This is a genomic window from Terrabacter ginsenosidimutans (assembly GCF_039539425.1).
Classification (GTDB): Bacteria; Actinomycetota; Actinomycetes; order Actinomycetales; family Dermatophilaceae; genus Terrabacter; species Terrabacter ginsenosidimutans.
In genome coordinates this window covers 301,218-319,419 of the sequence record NZ_BAABDC010000005.1, presented here as the reverse complement: position 1 = coordinate 319,419, position 18,202 = coordinate 301,218, and the positions used below count along the sequence as shown (strand labels likewise).

The window sequence follows — 18,202 nt, the reverse complement described above, 5'->3', positions numbered from 1 at the left end:
AACGCATTTGGCGTCGTTTTGCAGGTAGTTCAAAGAGTCGTCAGTGCAAGACATTTGCGATTCTTCCGCGTCGGCCTCCTCGGTCCGCTAACACTTGGAGTACCACGCCGGGGAGGGGGTAATTCCCGGTCAGAGGGAGGGTTGAGGGCTAATGCGAATCACTGTGCTCGGACTCGGTTATGTCGGGACCATCACTGCTGCAGGACTTGCCTCGAAAGGGCACGACGTCGTCGGTATAGACGTGGACGAGTCGAAGGTCCACGGGATACAGCGGGGCTTGAGTCCGGTGGTGGAGCCGGGCATCGCCGACCTCGTCGCGGATGGCGTCGCCAGCGGTCGGCTGCGGGCGACCACCGACTTCGGGTCGGCGCTGGACGGCGCTGACGTGTCACTGGTCTGTGTCGGCACGCCCTCCACCTCGCGGGGGAGCACCGACCTGAGCTACCTGACCCGCGCCCTGACGGACCTGCGGGAGGCGATGGACGGTGCCCGCCCGCCGACGTCCGGGCACCACGCCGTCGTGATCCGCTCGACCGTGCCGCCGGGGACGGGGGCGTCGGTGGTGGCGCCGTTGTTCGCCCCGGAGGGTCTGCCGGCCGGGTGGTCGGTGGGCACGGCGATGTGCCCCGAGTTCCTCCGTGAGGGCTCCGGGGTGGCCGACTTCTACGACCCGCCCTTCGTCGTGGTGGGGACCGAGGACGAGCGCACGCAGACGGCGCTCGCCGAGCTCTTCGCCTTCCTGGGTCAGGAGATCCACCACGTCGACGTGCCGACGGCCGAGGCGCTCAAGTACGCCTGCAACGCCTTCCACGCCGTCAAGATCACGTTCGCCAACGAAGTGGGTCGGCTGTTCTGCGAGTTCGGGGTGGACTCGCGGCAGGTGATGGAGATCTTCTGCGAGGACGACAAGCTCAACCTGTCAGCCGCCTACCTGCGACCCGGCTTCGCGTTCGGGGGGTCGTGCCTGCCCAAGGATCTTCGGGCACTGCAGGACCTCGCCCGTCTGGCAGCCGTCGACATCCCGATGATCAGCGCCACCACGGTGAGCAACGAGCTGGTGATCAGGCACGTCGTCGACCGGGTGCTTGCCACCGGCCTGACGCACGTGTGCCTGCTCGGGCTCAGCTTCAAGTCGGACACCGACGACGTCCGCGAGAGCCCGAGCCTGGAGCTCGCGGAGCGCTTCGTGGGCAAGGGGCTCGAGGTCCGCATCTTCGACCCCATCGTCAACCCCGACCTGCTCGTGGGTGCCAACCTGCGCCACCTGCAGAGTCGGCTCACTCACGTCAACCGGCTCCTCGTGGCCACGCCGGACGACGCGCTCAGCTCGGCGGAGATCGCCATCGTGGTCTCCACGGACCGCAGCGTCCTGTCGGCCCTGCTGGCCCACCCGCCACGGGTCGTTCTCGACATGAGCGGGAGGCTCGGCGACCAGGTCGAGCACCTGCCCGGCTACGAGGGAGTCAGCTGGTGAGCAGACGTCCGTCAGCGAGCCGCCCTCGGCCGCGCGTCCTCATCATCGTGCAGAACCTGCCCGTGCCCTTCGACCGTCGGGTGTGGCTCGAGTGCCAGACGCTGACCCGGGCAGGTTACGACGTCACCGTCATCTGTCCGACCGGCGAGGGCACGGAGCGTGAGCAGGTCGTCGACGGCGTACGCATCGTCGCGTACCCCGCATACGCGCCCGGCGGCTCGGCTGTCAGCTACCTCGCGGAGTACGCGCAGTCCTTCCAGGCCACCGCCCGACTCGCCCTCAGGGAGCGGCGCGCCGGACGCTTCGACGTCGTCCAGGCATGCAACCCGCCCGACATCTTCTGGCCCCTGGCCCGCTGGCTGCGGCTGCGCGACGGCAGCCGCTTCGTCTTCGACCACCACGACCTGTGCCCGGAGCTGTTCCGGTCCAGGTTCCCTGACGGGCCGCGCATGCTCCTTCGTGGACTGCTCTTCCTGGAACGCCAGACGTTTCGCGCCGCCGACCGCGTCACGTCGACGAACCGGTCCTATGCCGACGTCGCCGTCGCGAGGGGTGGCAAGGCTCCCGCGGAGGTCACGGTGGTGCGCACCGGACCGGACCCGGACCGGCTCAAGCGCCGGGCCCCCAGCCCCGAGCTGCGTCGAGGGCGGCAACACCTCGTGGCCTACCTCGGTGTCATGGGGCCGCAGGACGGCGTCGACATCGCCATCCAGGCCGCTGACATCGTCGTCAACTCCATGGGCCGGCGCGACATCACGTTCTGCCTCATGGGATCGGGCGACATGCGTCCGCAGCTGCTGGCCGACCGCGACCGCCTCGGGCTGGGTGACTACGTCGAGATGCCCGGTCGCGTGTCGGACGAGGTGATGGCCGACGTCCTGTCCACGGCTGACATCGGTCTGTGCCCCGACCCGCTCAACCCGTTGAACGAGGTGAGCACCATGAACAAGACGATGGAGTACATGGCTTTCGAGGTGCCTGTCGTGGCCTTCGACCTCCGTGAGACGAAGGTCTCGGCAGGGGAGGCGGCCCGTTACGTCACGCCCAACTCCGTCGAGGACTACGCGCGCACCATCGTCGAGCTCGTCGACGACGCGGAGGCGCGGGAGCGGATGGGGCGTCTGGGTCGCCGGCGGGTCGAGGACCACCTGGCGTGGTCCCACCAACAGGTCGCGTACCGGGCCGTGTTCGACGAGCTCGTCGGCCTCGGTGGCCGTCACCACGCGGTCACGGGCGCTCCGGCCGAGCCGGAACCCGTCCTGCGCGCCGCGACCTCGGGAGGTTGAGCGATGTGCGGTATCGCCGGCGCCTTCCAGCAGCCGGACGGGAAGGTCGTCGTCACGACCATGACGGATCGTCTGGGCCATCGTGGTCCGGATGCGAGCGGGGTGCTGGAGCTCGTCGCCCCCGACAGCGCCGTCGTGCTCGGGCATCGCCGGCTCTCGATCATCGACCTGTCACAGGCGGCGGACCAGCCGCTGTCCAAGGGTGGGCTGACACTGACCTACAACGGCGAGATCTACAACCACGACCAGCTGCGCCGCGAGCTCCAGGGCCGTGGGGTCCGTTTCGTCACACGGTCGGACACCGAGGTCGTCCTCGAGGCGTGGCGGGCGTGGGGGCCCGCGTCACTGCGGCGGCTCAGGGGCATGTTCGCCTTCGCCATCCACGACGAGCGCACCGGCAGTCTGTCGCTGGCGCGTGATCCGCTGGGGATCAAGCCGCTGTACGTCATGGCCCGGGGGGAGGGGATCCTCTTCGCGTCCGAGCTCAAGGCGATCCTCGCCGCGGTGGGCTCGGAGCTGACCGTCAACTCCGCAGCCATGGTGGCGTCGGCCCTCTACTACTGGCTGCCGCAGGAGTACGACGCCGTCCACCAGGTGCGCAAGCTCGACCCGGGGACCTGGGCGCAGTACCACCGCGACGGCACGATGACCTCCGGCACCTACTGGCACGCAGCCGAGGAGGCGGTCCTGGCGGCGAGCGGACCGCGGGCCGACCTCCGGGACGTGCTCACGACCTCGGTCGAGGCCCACCTCGTCTCCGACGTACCGGTCGCGTGCTTCCTGAGCGGCGGCCTGGACTCGAGCCTGATCGCAGTGCTGGCCCACCGTCGTGACCCTTCCATCGAGGCGTACACCATCGCGGTCCGGCCCGAGGACCAGCGACTCGAGGCCATGCCGGACGACGCCCCCTACGCACGGCTGCTCGCCGACCGGCTCGGGATGCGCCTGCACGAGATCGAGCTGCACCCTGACGTGGCGCAGATGCTGCCGCGCATCGTCGACGTGCTCGACGAGCCGATCGGCGACCCGGCTGCGATCAACACGGTGCTCATGTGCGAGGCGGCGCGTGGCCAGGGTGTGAAGGTGCTGCTCTCCGGCATGGGCGCCGACGAGCTGTTCGGGGGGTACCGCAAGCACTATGCGATGCTCCTGGCCGCTCGCTACCGCCGCGTGCCGGAGGTGCTTCGCTCCGGACTGGTCAGGCCTCTCGTGCAGTCGCTCCCCGTCTCCGTCGCGGGCCGGGGCCTGCGCACGGTGAGGTGGGCGCAACGGTTCGTCACCTTCGCGGGGATGCCCGAGCAGGAGGCGTTCCGGCGCAGCTACACCCTCTATGACCGGGACGAGCTCGTGGGACTGGTCGACCCGGACCTCGCCGGCGCGGTCGACGGTGTGCTCGACCGGCACCGGGCCGTCTACGAGGACAACCAGCTGGACGACGTGGTGGCCCGGATGTGCCTCGCCGACACCCGGATGTTCATGGCCGGCCTCAACCTCACCTACACCGACCGGGCCAGCATGGCGGCCTCGACCGAGGTGCGCGTGCCCTTCGTGGACCCGGCCGTCTTCGCCGCCGCGTTCTCGCTGCCTCCATCGGACCGCATCCGCGGGCGGGTGCAGAAGGCCGCGCTGCGTGACGTAGCCCGCGAATGGCTCCCACCCGTCATCGTGGACCGACCCAAGGCCAGCTTCGGGGCACCGCTGCGCGCCTGGGTCTCCACTGACCTGCGCGAGATGGTCGACGACGTGCTCATCGGTGGCCGGCTGGTGGAGTCGGGCTTCCTGCAGCGGGAGCCGCTGCGCCGGCTCGTCGAGGACCAGCGCGCCGGTCGCCGCGACGAGGCCAAGCAGATCTGGCACCTGCTCACGCTGGAACTGTGGTTCCGCAACGCCCGGGCTGCGGGGGTGGGCGCCGGATGAGAGACGCACCAACCGACCTCGTGGACGGGACATGAGATGAAGCAGCTTGCCCAGAACTACCGGTCCGGTGAGCTCGTGGTGCTCGACGCGCCGACCCCTGCCTGCAAGCCGGGCGGTGTCCTCGTCCGCACGCTCTACTCGCTGATCTCGACAGGCACCGAGCTCATGAAGGTGACCGAGGCGCGGCTCTCCCTGGTCGGCAAGGCCAGGGCGCGGCCCGACCAGGTGAGGAAGGTCCTCGACTCCGTGGCCCAGCAGGGCCCGGTCGCCACGTACAAGAAGGTCACGTCCACCCTGGACAGCTACACCCCCCTCGGCTACTCCCTCTGCGGTGTGGTCGTCGAGGTGGGCGCCGGGGCCGAGGAGTTCGCGGTCGGTGACCTCGTCGCCGCCGCCGGCAATGAGTTTGCCCTCCATGCCGAGCTCAACTGGGTCCCGACGAACCTGTGCGTCCCAGTGCCGCAGGGCGTCCCGGCGCAGCATGCCGCGTTCGCGACGGTCGGCGCGATCGCCATGCAGGGCGTTCGCCGCGGCGAACCGCAGCTGGGCGAGACCGCCTGCGTCATCGGGCTGGGTCTCGTCGGACAGCTCGTCGTGCGGCTCCTCCTGGCAGCCGGTCTCCGCGTCGTGGGCATCGACACGGTCCCCGAGCGTTGCCGTCTCGCCGAGCAGGCCGGTGCGCTCGCCTGCGCCGGCGTGGACCCGGAGGGCACGGCATACGTCGAGCAGGTGCTCCAGGCCACGACGAACGGGCTCGGTGCCGACCAGGTCTACCTCGCGGCAGGAGGTGACACCAACGGGCCGGTCGAGCTCGCCGTGCGGCTCGTACGGGACCGCGGCCGGGTCGTGGACATCGGCAAGACGCGCCTCGACCTACCGTGGAACGCCTTCTACGAGAAGGAGATCGACGTCCGCTTCTCGCGCTCCTACGGGCCTGGCCGCTACGACGACCGCTACGAGCTCGAGGGTGTCGACTACCCCGCCGGCTACGTGAGGTGGACCGAACGACGCAATCTCGGCTGCTTCCTCGACCTGCTCGCAGAGGACTCGGTCGAGGTCGCCGCCCTCGTGTCCGGCATCCACCCGATCAACGACGCGGCCGAGGTCTACACCGGCCTGCGAGCCGGGACGCTCCGAGGGATCGGGTTCCTCTTCGAGTACCCCCGACCCGTCGCGGAGCTCGACGACCCCGCCGAGCCCGCCGAGCCAGCCGAGCCCGTCCAGCCCGTGGAGCCTCCGGACTCGCTGAACGGCCGTGCCCACCTTCCTTCTCCCGCAGGGTCGCCCGTGCGTGCCGGTGCGCGTCCGCTGACGGGTGCGGGTCCGCAGCGCCCCGTGCGACTGGGCTTCATCGGGGCGGGGAGCTACGCCACGTCGATGCTGCTGCCCCACCTGGCCAAGGACCCGCGCGTGACGCTCGCGACGGTCGCGACCACGCGGTCGCTGTCGGCCGTCAACGCGCAGCGGCGGTTCGGCTTCGAGGGCGTGACGACCGACGTGGAGGCCGTCCTGGACGACGCGGACATCGACGCCGTCGTCGTGGTGACACGCCACCACTCCCACGCGGCGTTCGTCTGCCGCGCCCTCGAGGCCGGCAAGGCCGTCTTCGTCGAGAAGCCGCTCGCCCTGAACGACGCCGAGGTGGACCGCGTGCTCGACGTGGTGGCCCGGACCGGGAACGACAGGCTCATGGTGGGCTTCAACCGGCGCTTCGCCCCACTGTTCTGTGACCTGCGTGCACGGTTCGGCCGGCCCTCGGGCCCGGTCAGCGCCCGCTACCTCGTCAATGCCGGCCGTCTCGACGCCTCGAGCTGGTATCTCGACGGGCAGCTCGAGGGGTCGCGGTTCGTCGGTGAGGGCGGTCATTTCATCGACACCCTGGCAGCGTGGATCGGTCACTCGCCCGTCGAGGTCGTCGCCCACCAGACCTCGAACGGCCTGAACCTCGAAGCCACCTTGCGCTACGACGACGGGTCCTTGGCGACGATCACCTACAACACCGACGGCGACAGCCGCTTCCCCAAGGAGACGCTCGACGTCGCCGGGAGCGGGCGCAACGCCCGGCTGGACAACTTCTCCAGAGCGACGGTGTGGAGCCGCTCGGGCAGGAGCGTCAAACGCTCGCTCGCGGGGCAGGACAAGGGACAACGCGCCGAGGTGGCCGCGTTCGTGGCGGCCGTCGGTGCCGGTGCGCCGATGCCGATCGCGCTCGACTCCCTCGTCGAGACCACGCGGGCAACCCTTGCCGTCGAGCGAAGCCTGGCTTCAGGACGGCCGGTACTCCTGTGAGCAGACCTCTGGGCTGGTACGTCCACCGACTCCGCGGTATGCCGCTGAGCGAGGTCGCCTCGCGGGTCGGCGACCGTGCGCGCCAGCAGGCGTGGCGGTCCCGCCAGGTGACGCCCGCCGACCTGGCCACCCTGCGCGGGCCCGTCCCGGGGCTGCTCGCGGAGCGACGGTTCGGATCAGTGGTTCCCGGGGGCGTTCGCGGTGCGGTCCCACCCGAGGCCCGCGAGGCCGTGGTCGCAGCGGCCGACCGGATCCTGGCGGGCGACTGGACCGTCCTGGGGCGGCCGCGGCCCGACATCGTCGACCCCGACTGGTTCCTCGACCCCGTCTCGGGCCGGCGGGCACCCCAGAACGACCTCGCCTTCTCGATCGACCATCGCGACGAGGAGGTGACGGGCAACGTCAAGGCGGTGTGGGAGCTCTCCCGGCACCACCACCTGACCGTGCTGGCTGCAGCCTGGTGGCTCACGGGCGAGGAGCGTTACGCCACAGTCGTGGCCGCGCAGCTGCGGTCGTGGTGGGCGGCGAACCCGTTCCTCTCGGGAGTGCACTGGACGAGCGGGATCGAGCTCGGTGTCCGGCTGGTCAGCTGGGTCTGGGTGCGGCGCCTCCTCGAGGGCTGGCCCGGGGCTGCTGCACTCTTCGAGGAGAACGACCTGGCGCTCCGGCAGATCGGCTGGCACCAGGAGTACCTCGCCGCCTTCCGCAGCCGCGGCTCGTCGGCCAACAACCACGTCGTCGCCGAGACGTGCGGCCTGCTCGCGGCGTCGTGCGCCTTCCCCTGGTATGCCGCTAGCGAGCGTTGGGTGGACCAGGCCGCCCGCGACCTGGAGGCCGCGCTCAGGCGCAACACCTTCCCGAGCGGCGTCAACCGCGAGCTCGCGACCGACTACCACCGGTTCGTCACGGAGCTGGGGCTCGTCGCCCTCGCGGAGTCCGACCGAGCGGGCCGTCCGCTCAGTGCGCCGACCCACAGGCTGCTCGTCGCCTCGCTCGACGCGGCGGCGGCACTTCTCGACGGTGCCGGCCGGGCGCCGCGGCAGGGCGACGGGGACGAGGGTCGTGGGCTGGTGCTCGAGGGCGAGGGGGCCGATCCGTGGCTGACGTTGCTCGGCTCCGGAGCGGCCGTGTTCGGGTCGACGGCGTGGTGGCCACAGGCCGACGGCGGGATCACCAGCTGCCTGCTCGGCGCGATGACACACCGCGTCACGGTGCCCGGCCGTCCCGCGGCGGCGCCTCGGGCCTTCCCGGACTCCGGGATCGTGCTGCTGGGGACGAGCACTCCTGCGGGCCAACCCTCGCTGTGGTGCCGGTGCGACGGCGGCCCCCACGGCTTCCTGTCGATCGCTGCGCACGCGCACGCGGACGCGCTGTCGCTGGAGCTCCGACACGGGTCGGTCGACGTGCTCGCCGATCCCGGAACCTACTGCTACCACGGTGAACCCGAGTGGCGGAGCTACTTCCGCTCGACCCGGGCCCACAACACCATCGAGGTCGACGGGGTCAACCAGTCCGTCGAGGGAGGACCCTTCCTCTGGCGCACGCACACCGACTCGGTGGTCGAGGCCGCATACGAGGTCGTGGACGGGCACCAGGCCTGGGTCGCCCACCACACCGGCTACGCCCGGCTGGACCGGGACCTGCGGCACACCCGGCGGGTCACTCTCGACCCCGCGACCGGCGAGCTGGTCGTCATAGACATCCTCACCGGGTCGTCCCCGCACACCGCGCGTCTGTGCTGGCACCTCGGTCCGGAGGTCTCGGCCACGCTCGACCGCTCCGCCGCATCCCTCTCCTGGCCGGATGACGACGGCGCACAGCAGGCGAGCCTCGTGCTGCCCCAGGCGCTGCAGTGGACCGAGCACCGCGGCGAGACCGAGCCGATCTCCGGCTGGTACTCGCCGAGCTTCGGCGAGCGCGTGCCCAGCACCACCCTTGTCGGCTGCGCCGAGTGGATCGGCACGGTCACGCTGCGCACCACGCTGCAGCTCCTCGGAGCCGGGCCCCGACAGACAGCTGTGTCCCGAACCGCTCTGGTGCCCCCGTGCCCGGAGCCGGCCTCGAGCCACGTCCTGGAGCATCCGCGGGGGCGGCGGCCGTGAGCGAGCAGATCGTCGACCTCCGGTCGGTGTGGGCCATCCTGCGCCGGCACACCGGCGCGCTCGCCGTCGCGTCCGCGTTGGGTGGCTTGGCCGGTGGGGTTGCCTTCCAGACGGTGCCGCCGGTCTACAGCAGCTCAGCCCTCGTGCTGTTCCCGGCGACACCGGCCGGCGCGACAGCCCAGACCAACGCGCACGCGATCGCCACCCAGGCCGAGATCGCTTCCAGTGACACGGTGCTCGCGCGCGCCGGCCAGATGATGCGCTCCCGGCTCAGCGCCTCGGAGGTGGCTGACCTGGTCCAGGTCGAGGCTCCCACCGACGACGTCCTCACCATCACCGCGCAGGGCGCCACCACGACTGAGGCGGAGCAGCTCGCGACGGCCGTGGCCACGGCGGACGTCGACTACCTCCACGAGATCGCGAGTGGTCCGGGCAAGGACCAGCGCGCGACCCTCGACCGGCGCAGGTCGACCCTGACGGAGAGCCTCAGCGCGGTCCAGGACCAGCTGGCCAGGACGGCGGGGCGCATGCGCGGGGAGCGCGCCACCTCGTCCGCCGGCAAGACCGATGCGGCAGCGCTCGCCCAGCTGACCGGCCGACAGGCCGACCTCGTGCTGCAGATCGACTCCGTCGAGAAGCAGCTGGAGACCCAGTCGACGACCGACACCGCACCCAGCGGGGCGCCGCGGCTGGTCGGCGCCGCGTCGCCGGCTCGGAGTCTCTCGCCGGTGGCCCGGGGGTCGGCCTTCGTGGCTGCGGGTGCGGCCGCCGGCTTCCTCGTCGTGGCGGCACTGGTCATCCTGCGCGGACGCAGGGAGAAGACCCTCCGATCGAGGGACCAGATCGCCGACAGCATCGGCATCCCGGTCGTCGCCTCGATCAGGAGCAGGACACCCCGCTCCGTGGCCGGTTGGGTCAGTCTCCTTCGCGGCTACGCACCCGAGAGCACCGAGGCCTGGACGCTGCGCCAGCTCCTGCAGCACTATGCGGCCCGCGGTCCCGAAGCGCTGAACAACGGCGGCCTGCGCCCACGGCGGATCGTCGTCCTCACCCTCGCGGGCGACCAGCCCGCGCTCTCCTTCGCGGCCCAGCTCGCGTCCTTCGCCGCGTCGAACGGCACACGGACGCAGCTGGTCGTGGGGAGCCGCTCACAGGAGTCGACGAGCTCGCTCCGGGCGGCGTGCTTCCGAGTGGGCAGCGAGGACCAGCTGCGACCGGGCCTCTTCGTGGGAGGCGCACTCGATGCCCTGACCCAGGGTGACCTCGTGGTGCACACGCTCGCCGTGAGCCGGCAACAGCCGCGCCTGCAGCTCGCTGAAGGAGACCACGCCGTCACGCTGCTCGCGGTGTCGTCCGGCGGCGCGACCGGCGAGGAGCTGGCCCGGGTGGTGCTGGCTGCCGACGACGCCCGCATGCCCGTGCGCGGGATCGTCGTGGCGGACCCCGACCCCCTCGACCGCACCACGGGTCGCCTCCTGCCGACCCAGCGCGCCCTTCTGGCCCCGCTCCCGTCGCTGATGACCGGACCGGTCGACCACGACGACCCACCCATACCGACGATGCGGGGGAGGCAGGGATGATCGACCTCTCCTGGACGATCGGCGAGGAGCGCGAGGCCGAGCTCACCGAGGCCCCGCGGCCGGTGCTCAGCACCTGGCACTACCTGCGCAGCTCGCTGCGGCGCGGCTGGCGCACGTGGGTCGGGCTGACTGTCCTCGGGGCCGTACTCGGCCTCGCCGTCGTCCTCGTCACGCCGCCGGGGAGCACGGCCAAGGTCACGCTCCTCATGGGCCACCCCCCGAGCATCGACGGGCCTGAGGGGATCGCCATGGACGTGAGCCTCCTCAACACACGCACGGTGTCCGAGCACACGGTCGAGGCGCTCGGGTTGGCACTGACGCCGGAGGCCTTCCGCTCTGCAGTCACCGCCGAACCCGTCACGAGCGAGGTCCTCTCGATCACGGTCGCGGGTCCGGACGAGGCGGCAGCGGCTGCCCGGGCGAGTGAGTTGGTGCGCCAGTACCTCGACTTCCGGGCGACACAGCTGAGGTCGATGACGAGCGGACTGCGCACGCAGTACACGTCGCGGATCACCGCCGCGCAGCAGCAGGTCACCGCGCTGACGAAGCAGTTCGAGCAGCTGAGCGCGCAGGGCGCTGCCGCCCAGAGCAGGGCCTACGACACGCTCGCGCGACGGACCGACCTCAACAAGCAGATCGCCGACTGGCAGGAGTCGGTCGACAACGCGACCCTGTACACGGATGCGGCCCTGCAGACCACCCACGTCATCGACCCGGTGCAGGTCGACCGGGCATCCGTGAAGCGGGCGATGGCACTGGCCGTCGGTTCGGGCCTCATGGCGGGTGCGGCGCTGGGCGTCGGGATCGTCCTCTTCAGGGCGCTCGTCACCGAACGGCTTCGCCGACGGCAGGACGTCGGTGTCGCCCTCGGCGCGTCGGTGCGCTTCAGCGTCCGTTCCCCCGGTCCGGCGGGGCGAGGGGGACTGCGCCGGTGGCTGCCGGCCCGTGGTCGGTGGAAGGGCAACGACCTCGCCGCGTTGGCCCGTGGTCTGGCAGCCGTGCTCGACCCACGGGCCGCCGAGCTCGACCCCGCCGCAGCGGTTCCCGTCGAGGCGGCGCCGGCGGCGGCTGCCCCGAACGGGAGACAGGTGTCCGCTGCCTCCGGCGAGGTCAGTGGGTCGAAGGTCCTGTCGCTCACGTCCGAACGTCGGGACGTGCCCCCCACAGCGGACACCGGGAAGCGGGAGCCGGACGGGGTGGCACTGGTGGCGATCGGCAACGTGCACGCCGCCGCGGACGTCGTGGGCGCCGCCGCGGCACGGCTGCGCGAGAGTGGCGCCACCGTGTTCGTCGTCGACCTCACCAAGGGCGGTGTGCTGGCCCACCGTTCAGCAGCCGAGGCCGGCACGCCGGCGGCCGGCGGGGGCGCCGGTCAGGCATCGGGCGTGCTCCGGCCGACCGGCATACCCGAGCTGGCCACCGGTCCGCGCGGCGGCACGCCACTCGCCCTGGTCGACCTGGAGGGGGACACCTGGCGTTCCAAGTGGGAGTCGGCGGATGCCGTGCTCGCACTGCTGGAGGTCGATCCCGGCATCGACGTCGACCATCTCGCCACGTGGGTCGACCGCGTGGTCCCTCTCGTCACAGCCGGGGGGTGCACCGCCGAGCTGCTGAGCACGACGGGCGACCTCGTCCGCGAGGCCGGGCTGGGGCTGCCGTTCGCGATGATGGTCGGCTGCGACGCCACGGACGAGAGCCTCGGGATGGTCCGTCCGGCGGAGTCTGGAACCGGTCTGGGGGGCAAGCCATGACGCGCTCGGCCGGTCTCGGGAAGCAGTGGCTCGCCGGCGACCCGTTGGCGCCGGCCGCCGTCCGCACGAGTGCGGCGAGGCTGCCCCGGCTCGTGCTGCTGACGTGGGCAGCGCTCTTCTTGAACGTCCTCCCACCCGGAGGTAGCGCCACGGTGCTGCCGATCCCGTATGCCGTGGGGCAGGGTCTGGCGCAGGGCTCGCTCGTCCTCGCGCTGCTGTTCGCGCTGCTCGCCAACCCGCGGCTCGTGGTCCGGCCCACGCTGTTCCTCGTGCTGCTCACGGTGATGGCGGTCGTCGCCCTCGCGGTGAGCCTGCACAGCGAGTTCTTCGTCGGCTCGACCTATCGTGGCGTCCGCCTCGTCGGGTTCGTGACGTGCCTGTGGCTGCTGACCCCGTGGTGGGGTCGGGCCGACCTCGTGCTGCTCAGGTGCCATCGGGTGTGCCTCGGCGTGATCATCGCCTCCGTCGTGGTGGGCATGGCGCTGTCGCCCGGAAAGGCCTTCAGCACCAACGGACGACTCGGCGGAACGCTCTGGCCGATCCCGCCGACCCAGGTCGCGCACTACGGAGCCACGCTCCTCGGCACGACGGCGATCCTCTGGATGTGTCGGATCATCACCGGTCGCCATGCGCTGCTGCTCATCCTCGTGACATCCGGAGTCCTGGTGGGCACCCACACGCGAACAGCCTTGCTGGGACTCGTGATCGGGCTCGCCGTGGCAGGCGGGAGCCTCTTTCTCGGTCATGCGAGAGTGCGCCGTACCGCCGGAGCGGCGCTGGTGGCGGGGCTCCTCGCAGCTGCCCTCTTCGCCCGTCCGGTCATCGACTGGCTCTCCCGTGGCCAGTCGGCCGAGGACGCTGCGCAGCTCACCGGGCGCACCAAGGTCTGGGACTCGGTGAGCCAGACAGGGCGTTCCTTGGCTCAGGAGGTCTTCGGCAACGGCCTGTCGAACAAGTCCTTCGACGGCCTCCCCGTCGACAGCGGATGGGTGGCGACGTTCGTGGACCTGGGCTGGCTGGGCATCGTGATCCAGACCAGCCTGCTCCTGCTGCTTCTGCTCATGGCGATCACGCGGGTGCGCGGGCCACGTCGCGCGCTGGCGCTCTTCCTCATCCTCTACTGCGTCGTGGCGTCGATCACCGAGACGGGACTGGGTGACGCGTCGCCCTACCTGCTCGATCTCGTCGTCGCCGCGTCACTGCTTGTCACGGAGCCGAGGCGCGCCAGCTGGCGGACGGTTGCCGGGAAGGAGATGAATGTCCAAACGGGACAGAGCGGTTCGTTCTCGCAGCGACGGCGCATGGCGGGCAGCCAGCGCGTCGACTTCGCTGATACGCGGACGGGTGGGCCGCCCGGTACCTAGCATTGCTGTGTCAGTCCAAGGGGTGTTCGGGCCCCATCCACTGGGGAGTGGACGAGGCCGACGAAGGTGGGGAGGGACCAAGATGATCTATGGGTTCGTGGGATGGAAAGCCATGATGGACAAGGGCGTCCACGGTCGAGCGCTGGCCGGCACGCAGCCGGCCCGAGGTGGTCGGTGATGGGCCGGGCGGGGGTGCTGCTGGACCGCGACGGCACCATCAACATCGACCACGGATACGTCGGCGCCGTCGAGGACGTGCAGTTCCTCGACGGGGCGATCGCGGCCATCGCGCGGCTGAACGCGGCGGGGATCCCCGTCGCCGTGGTCTCCAACCAGGCCGGTGTGGCACGTGGGATGTACGAGCTGGCCGATGTGGACCTCGTGCACAAGCACATGTCCGCGGAGATGGCACAGCTGGGCGCCCACGTGGACGCCTGGTTCTTCTGTCCTTACCACCCGGACGGCATCGTCGCGTCCTTCGCTCGGGTGAGCCAGGACCGCAAACCGGCTCCCGGCATGGCCCTCGCAGCGGCCTGCGCGCTCGATCTCGACCTGTCCGCCTCGTGGGTCGTGGGCGACCGTGACAGCGACGTGGGACTCGCGCGAGCGGTAGGCGCACGACCGTTCCTGCTGAGGCCGCCCGGCGCGACCGGCGGCGCCGAGGACGTGACTGTCGTGCCCGACCTCGCGTCGGCGGTGGGCCACATCCTGGCCGACCACGCACGCCGGACGACCGTCGCGGCGGCGCCGCATCATCAGCCGTCGTTCCCCGAGGATCGCTACGCGGATGCGGGGGAGTTCGCGAGCGCCTACACGGACGAGCTGTCGCGGGCGATGGCATCGGTCGACCGCGCCCAGGTGCGGGCCGCGGCCCGGCTGCTCGACGCCGCCTACGACCGTGGTGCCACGGTCTTCTCGTGCGGCAACGGGGGTTCGGCGTCCATCGCGAACCACTTCCAGTGCGACCACGTCAAGGGGGTCCGCGTCGGCACGGACCTGCGGACGCGGGTCTACAGCCTGAGCACCAACATGGAGATCCTGAGCGCCATCGCCAACGACAACGGCTACGAGAACGTCTTCGACTTCCAGCTGCAGTCGCAGGCTCGCCCGGGCGACGTCCTGGTCGCGGTGTCGTCCTCCGGTCGCTCGCCCAACATCGTCCGGGCCCTCCAGTGGTGCGCCGACAACGGCGTCGAGACCGTCGCCCTGACCGGCTTCACCGGTGGGCCGGCCCGGCAGCTGGCCACGGTGTCGATCCATGTGGACTCGCTGAACTACGGGGTCATCGAGGACTCGCACCAGGCCTGCATGCACCTGCTCGCACAGTACGTTCGCCAGTCGAGGATGTCTCCGGATGACGTTGCGGCGACAGTCTTCTGACCACATGCGGGTCGCCATCAACCTGCTGACGGACGACCCGGCGAACCCGTCGGGAGCCCACTGGTTCTGGACCCGCATGATCCCCGAGATGGCCTCGATGCTGAGCGAGGGGGAGGAGCTGCGGCTGCTCGTCAGCCGCCGCTCCAAGGTCATGCACCAGGGCTATCCGCCGGGAGTCCGCTTCATCACGTTCCCCTGGTCGAATGAGCGGCGCAACCTTCGCACGCTGAGCGAGCAGGTGTACGCGCCCGTGCGCCTCCCGCTCGCGGGGATCGACGTGTTCAGCACCCTCATCGCGCCGCTCGTCCGGCCGGCGCCATCCGTCGTGGCCCATTTCAAGACGATGCATGCGTTCACGACGCCCGACGCCCTGAGCGGGGCCACTCGGCTCTACCGCACCATCGGCTACCCGCACACGGCGGCAGCGGCCGACGCCATCATCATCAACTCCGAGAGCCTGCGCTCCGAGGTGCTGAAGTTCCTCGACGTCGACCCGGCCAAGCTGCGGCTGATCCCGGAGGCCGTCGACCACGACGTGTTCAGGCCGGGAGACCCCCAGGAGGCCGCTCGTCGCCTCCACGACCGCTACGGCGTCAACGGGCGTTTCGTGCTCTTCGTGTCGTCCCTGTGGCCCTACAAGAACTGTGACGGTCTGATCCGTGCCTTCGCGGCCGCCCGTCGCGACCTGGACGGCCGCGGCCTGGTGGTGGTGGGTCCTGGGCGTGACACCGCGTATGCCGCTCGTCTCCGTTCGCTGGCCGAGTCGCTCGGCGTCGCCGACCGCATCACCTGGGTCGGTGGCGTGCCCCTCGAGGGGACGGTGGACTTCTACCGGGCCGCAGACGTCTTCGTCTACCCGTCCCACAACGAGACGTTCGGTCTGCCGATCCTGGAGGCCATGGCGTGCGGTTGTCCCGTGGTCACCTCGGACTGCAGCGCGATGCCGGAGACGGCCGGCGGTGCCGCGGTGCTCGCCGACCCCCGTGACCCGGACTCCATCGCGTCCGCGATCCTCGGCGCCGTCGAGGAGGGCGAGGCTCTCCGCGAGCGCGGCCTGCAGCGCGCGGGCGAGTTCACCTGGAGGCACACGGCGAAGCGCACGCTGGAGGTGTACCGCGAGGTGCACGCGAACCGGAGGGGGCAGCAATGAGGATCCTCGTCACGGGTGGGGCCGGCTTCATCGGCTCCCACACCTGCGACCGCCTGGTCGAGCTCGGGCACGAGGTGACGGTGCTGGACGCCCTCACCGCGCCCGTGCATCGCGACGGCACCCCCAACTACGTGACGCCCGGCGCCCGGCTCTGGGTCGGCGACGTGCGCAACCGTGACCTGCTCGCGGGCCTCATGCGCGAGGTCGACGCGGTCTACCACTTCGCCGCGTACCAGGACTACCTCACCGACTTCTCCCGGTTCTCGTCCGTCAACGTCGTCTCCACGGCACTCATCTACGAGATCGCGGTGGCCCAGGGGCTCGACCTCAGCCGGGTCGTCGTGGCGTCGTCGCAGTCGGCGATGGGCGAGGGCCTCTACCGGTGTCCCGAGCACGGAGAGCAGACGCCGGACATGCGCCCGGAGTCGGCTCTGACGCGGCAGCAGTGGGACCACTCCTGCCGCGAGTGCGGGGGACCGCTCGAGATGCTGCGCACCCCCGAGCGGATCTCCAACCCGCAGAACGCCTACGGGATGTCCAAGTACGGCGAGGAGATGGTCGCCGTCAACCTCGGCCGTCGCTACGGCATACCCACGGTCGCCCTGCGCTACAGCATCGTCCAGGGCCCGAGGCAGTCGATCTACAACGCCTACTCGGGCGCCTGCCGCATCTTCTGCCTGCACTACCTCCTCGGCAGCGCGCCGACGCTCTACGAGGACGGACAGATGGTCCGGGACTACGTGAACGTGCACGACGTCGTGGCGGCCAACGAGCTCGTCCTCACCGACGACCGCGCTGTCGGGAGGGTGTTCAACGTCGGTGGTGGGACGGCGTACACGACCGAGCAGTTCGCCGACGTGGTCCGAGCCCATTTCGGGTCCGACCAGCCGGCGCACGCCACGGGGGAGTACCGCTTCGGCGACACCCGGCACATCCACTCGGACATCGCCGCGCTCCAGGACCTCGGGTGGCAGCCCCGGCGCTCGCCCGCCGACTCGGTCGCCGAGTATGCCGCGTGGCTGTCCGGCATGCCGGGTCTGGACGGGGTCCTGGCCGACGCGGACCGCAAGATGCGCGAGCTGGGTGTCGTGCGCAGCGCCCGTGGGCGGGTCGACGCATGAAGGCCTTCCTGCTCGCAGCCGGGTTGGGAACCCGCCTCCGGCCCGTCACTGACACGGTCCCGAAATGCCTTGTGCCCATTGACGGGACGCCGCTGCTCGACATCTGGCTAGACCTCCTGGCCCGGGCAGGCGTCACCGAGGTCCTCGTCAACCTGCACCACTTCCCCGAGCAGGTGGTCGACCATCTGGCCCGGCGTGCCCAGCCCACGAGGGTCCGGACGGTCTACGAGCCGACGCTCCTGGGCAGCGCCGGGACTCTGCTGCACAACCGTGACTTCGTCGCCGCGGAGCCGGTGTTCCTCGCCGTCAACGCCGACGGCCTCACCGACTTCGACCTCAAGGTGCTGGTCGACGCCCACCGCACGTCAGGGGCCGTGGCCACGCTGGGGCTCTTCAGGGCCCCCGACCCGACCAGCTGCGGCATCGTCGAGCTACGGGACGGGGTCGTCGCAGCCTTCGAGGAGAAGCCCACGCGGCCGAGGGGAGACCTGGCCAACGCCGGCCTCTACGCCTTCAGCCCGGAGGTCCTCGACCGCATCCAGGGTCCGCTGCCTCAGGACATCGGTCTGCACCTGCTCCCGGAGCTCGTCGGCTCGGCTCGCGGGGTCGTGCTGGGCGGCGCGTACTTCCGTGACATCGGGACGCCTGAGGCGCTGGCTCAGGCCAATCGGGACTGGGCGACGGTGCGGCACAAGCCATGGGCCCCCGCCGGCGACCATCTACTTTGGAAGTGAAGGCCCATGAGTCACGGCTCACCAGACCCAGCCGCCCATGTGCAGCAGGAAGCG

12 protein-coding genes are annotated in these 18,202 nt (G+C 70.9%); all 12 read left to right on the top strand.

Annotation, left to right across the window (positions count from 1 at the left end):
- Nucleotides 1-151: 151 nt before the first annotated feature.
- A complete protein-coding gene (locus ABD831_RS16420) occupies nucleotides 152-1,474 on the top strand; it encodes a nucleotide sugar dehydrogenase (RefSeq protein WP_344948967.1) in 1,323 nt (440 codons plus the stop codon).
- A complete protein-coding gene (locus ABD831_RS16415; protein ID WP_344948965.1) occupies nucleotides 1,471-2,760 on the top strand; it encodes a glycosyltransferase family 4 protein in 1,290 nt (429 codons plus the stop codon). Before ABD831_RS16420 ends, ABD831_RS16415 begins: the two co-directional genes overlap by 4 nt.
- 3 nt (nucleotides 2,761-2,763) lie before the next feature.
- Nucleotides 2,764-4,677 carry an asparagine synthase (glutamine-hydrolyzing) gene (gene asnB / locus ABD831_RS16410; RefSeq protein ID WP_344948962.1) on the top strand — a complete coding sequence of 638 codons (1,914 nt, stop codon included), beginning with the start codon at nucleotides 2,764-2,766 and terminating at the stop codon, nucleotides 4,675-4,677.
- 36 nt (nucleotides 4,678-4,713) lie between these two features.
- Nucleotides 4,714-6,966, top strand: coding sequence for a bi-domain-containing oxidoreductase (locus tag ABD831_RS16405; RefSeq protein ID WP_344948959.1), 2,253 nt, complete (start codon nucleotides 4,714-4,716; stop codon nucleotides 6,964-6,966).
- Nucleotides 6,963-9,068, top strand: coding sequence for a heparinase II/III family protein (locus tag ABD831_RS16400; protein ID WP_344948957.1), 2,106 nt, complete (start codon nucleotides 6,963-6,965; stop codon nucleotides 9,066-9,068). The genes ABD831_RS16405 and ABD831_RS16400 overlap by 4 nt, the downstream gene beginning before the upstream one ends.
- A complete protein-coding gene (locus tag ABD831_RS16395; RefSeq protein ID WP_344948953.1) occupies nucleotides 9,065-10,648 on the top strand; it encodes a Wzz/FepE/Etk N-terminal domain-containing protein in 1,584 nt (527 codons plus the stop codon). The genes ABD831_RS16400 and ABD831_RS16395 overlap by 4 nt, the downstream gene beginning before the upstream one ends.
- Entirely contained in the window at nucleotides 10,645-12,399 is a 1,755-nt protein-coding gene (locus ABD831_RS16390; RefSeq protein WP_344948949.1) for a YveK family protein, read from the top strand. The genes ABD831_RS16395 and ABD831_RS16390 overlap by 4 nt, the downstream gene beginning before the upstream one ends.
- Nucleotides 12,396-13,763, top strand: a complete 1,368-nt coding sequence (locus ABD831_RS16385; protein WP_344948946.1) for a hypothetical protein — start codon at nucleotides 12,396-12,398, stop codon at nucleotides 13,761-13,763. The genes ABD831_RS16390 and ABD831_RS16385 overlap by 4 nt, the downstream gene beginning before the upstream one ends.
- Before the next feature lie 177 nt (nucleotides 13,764-13,940).
- Complete coding sequence (locus ABD831_RS16380; RefSeq protein ID WP_344948943.1) at nucleotides 13,941-15,143, top strand: HAD-IIIA family hydrolase; 1,203 nt, start codon at nucleotides 13,941-13,943, stop codon at nucleotides 15,141-15,143.
- Nucleotides 15,144-15,147: 4 nt separating this feature from the next.
- The gene (locus ABD831_RS16375; protein WP_344948939.1) at nucleotides 15,148-16,293 is read left to right on the top strand and encodes a glycosyltransferase family 4 protein; all 1,146 of its coding nucleotides are present in this window, start codon (nucleotides 15,148-15,150) and stop codon (nucleotides 16,291-16,293) included.
- Nucleotides 16,290-17,414, top strand: coding sequence for an NAD-dependent epimerase/dehydratase family protein (locus ABD831_RS16370; protein ID WP_344948935.1), 1,125 nt, complete (start codon nucleotides 16,290-16,292; stop codon nucleotides 17,412-17,414). Before ABD831_RS16375 ends, ABD831_RS16370 begins: the two co-directional genes overlap by 4 nt.
- Complete coding sequence (locus tag ABD831_RS16365; RefSeq protein ID WP_344948931.1) at nucleotides 17,411-18,148, top strand: nucleotidyltransferase family protein; 738 nt, start codon at nucleotides 17,411-17,413, stop codon at nucleotides 18,146-18,148. The genes ABD831_RS16370 and ABD831_RS16365 overlap by 4 nt, the downstream gene beginning before the upstream one ends.
- The last annotated feature ends 54 nt before the right edge of the window (nucleotides 18,149-18,202 follow it).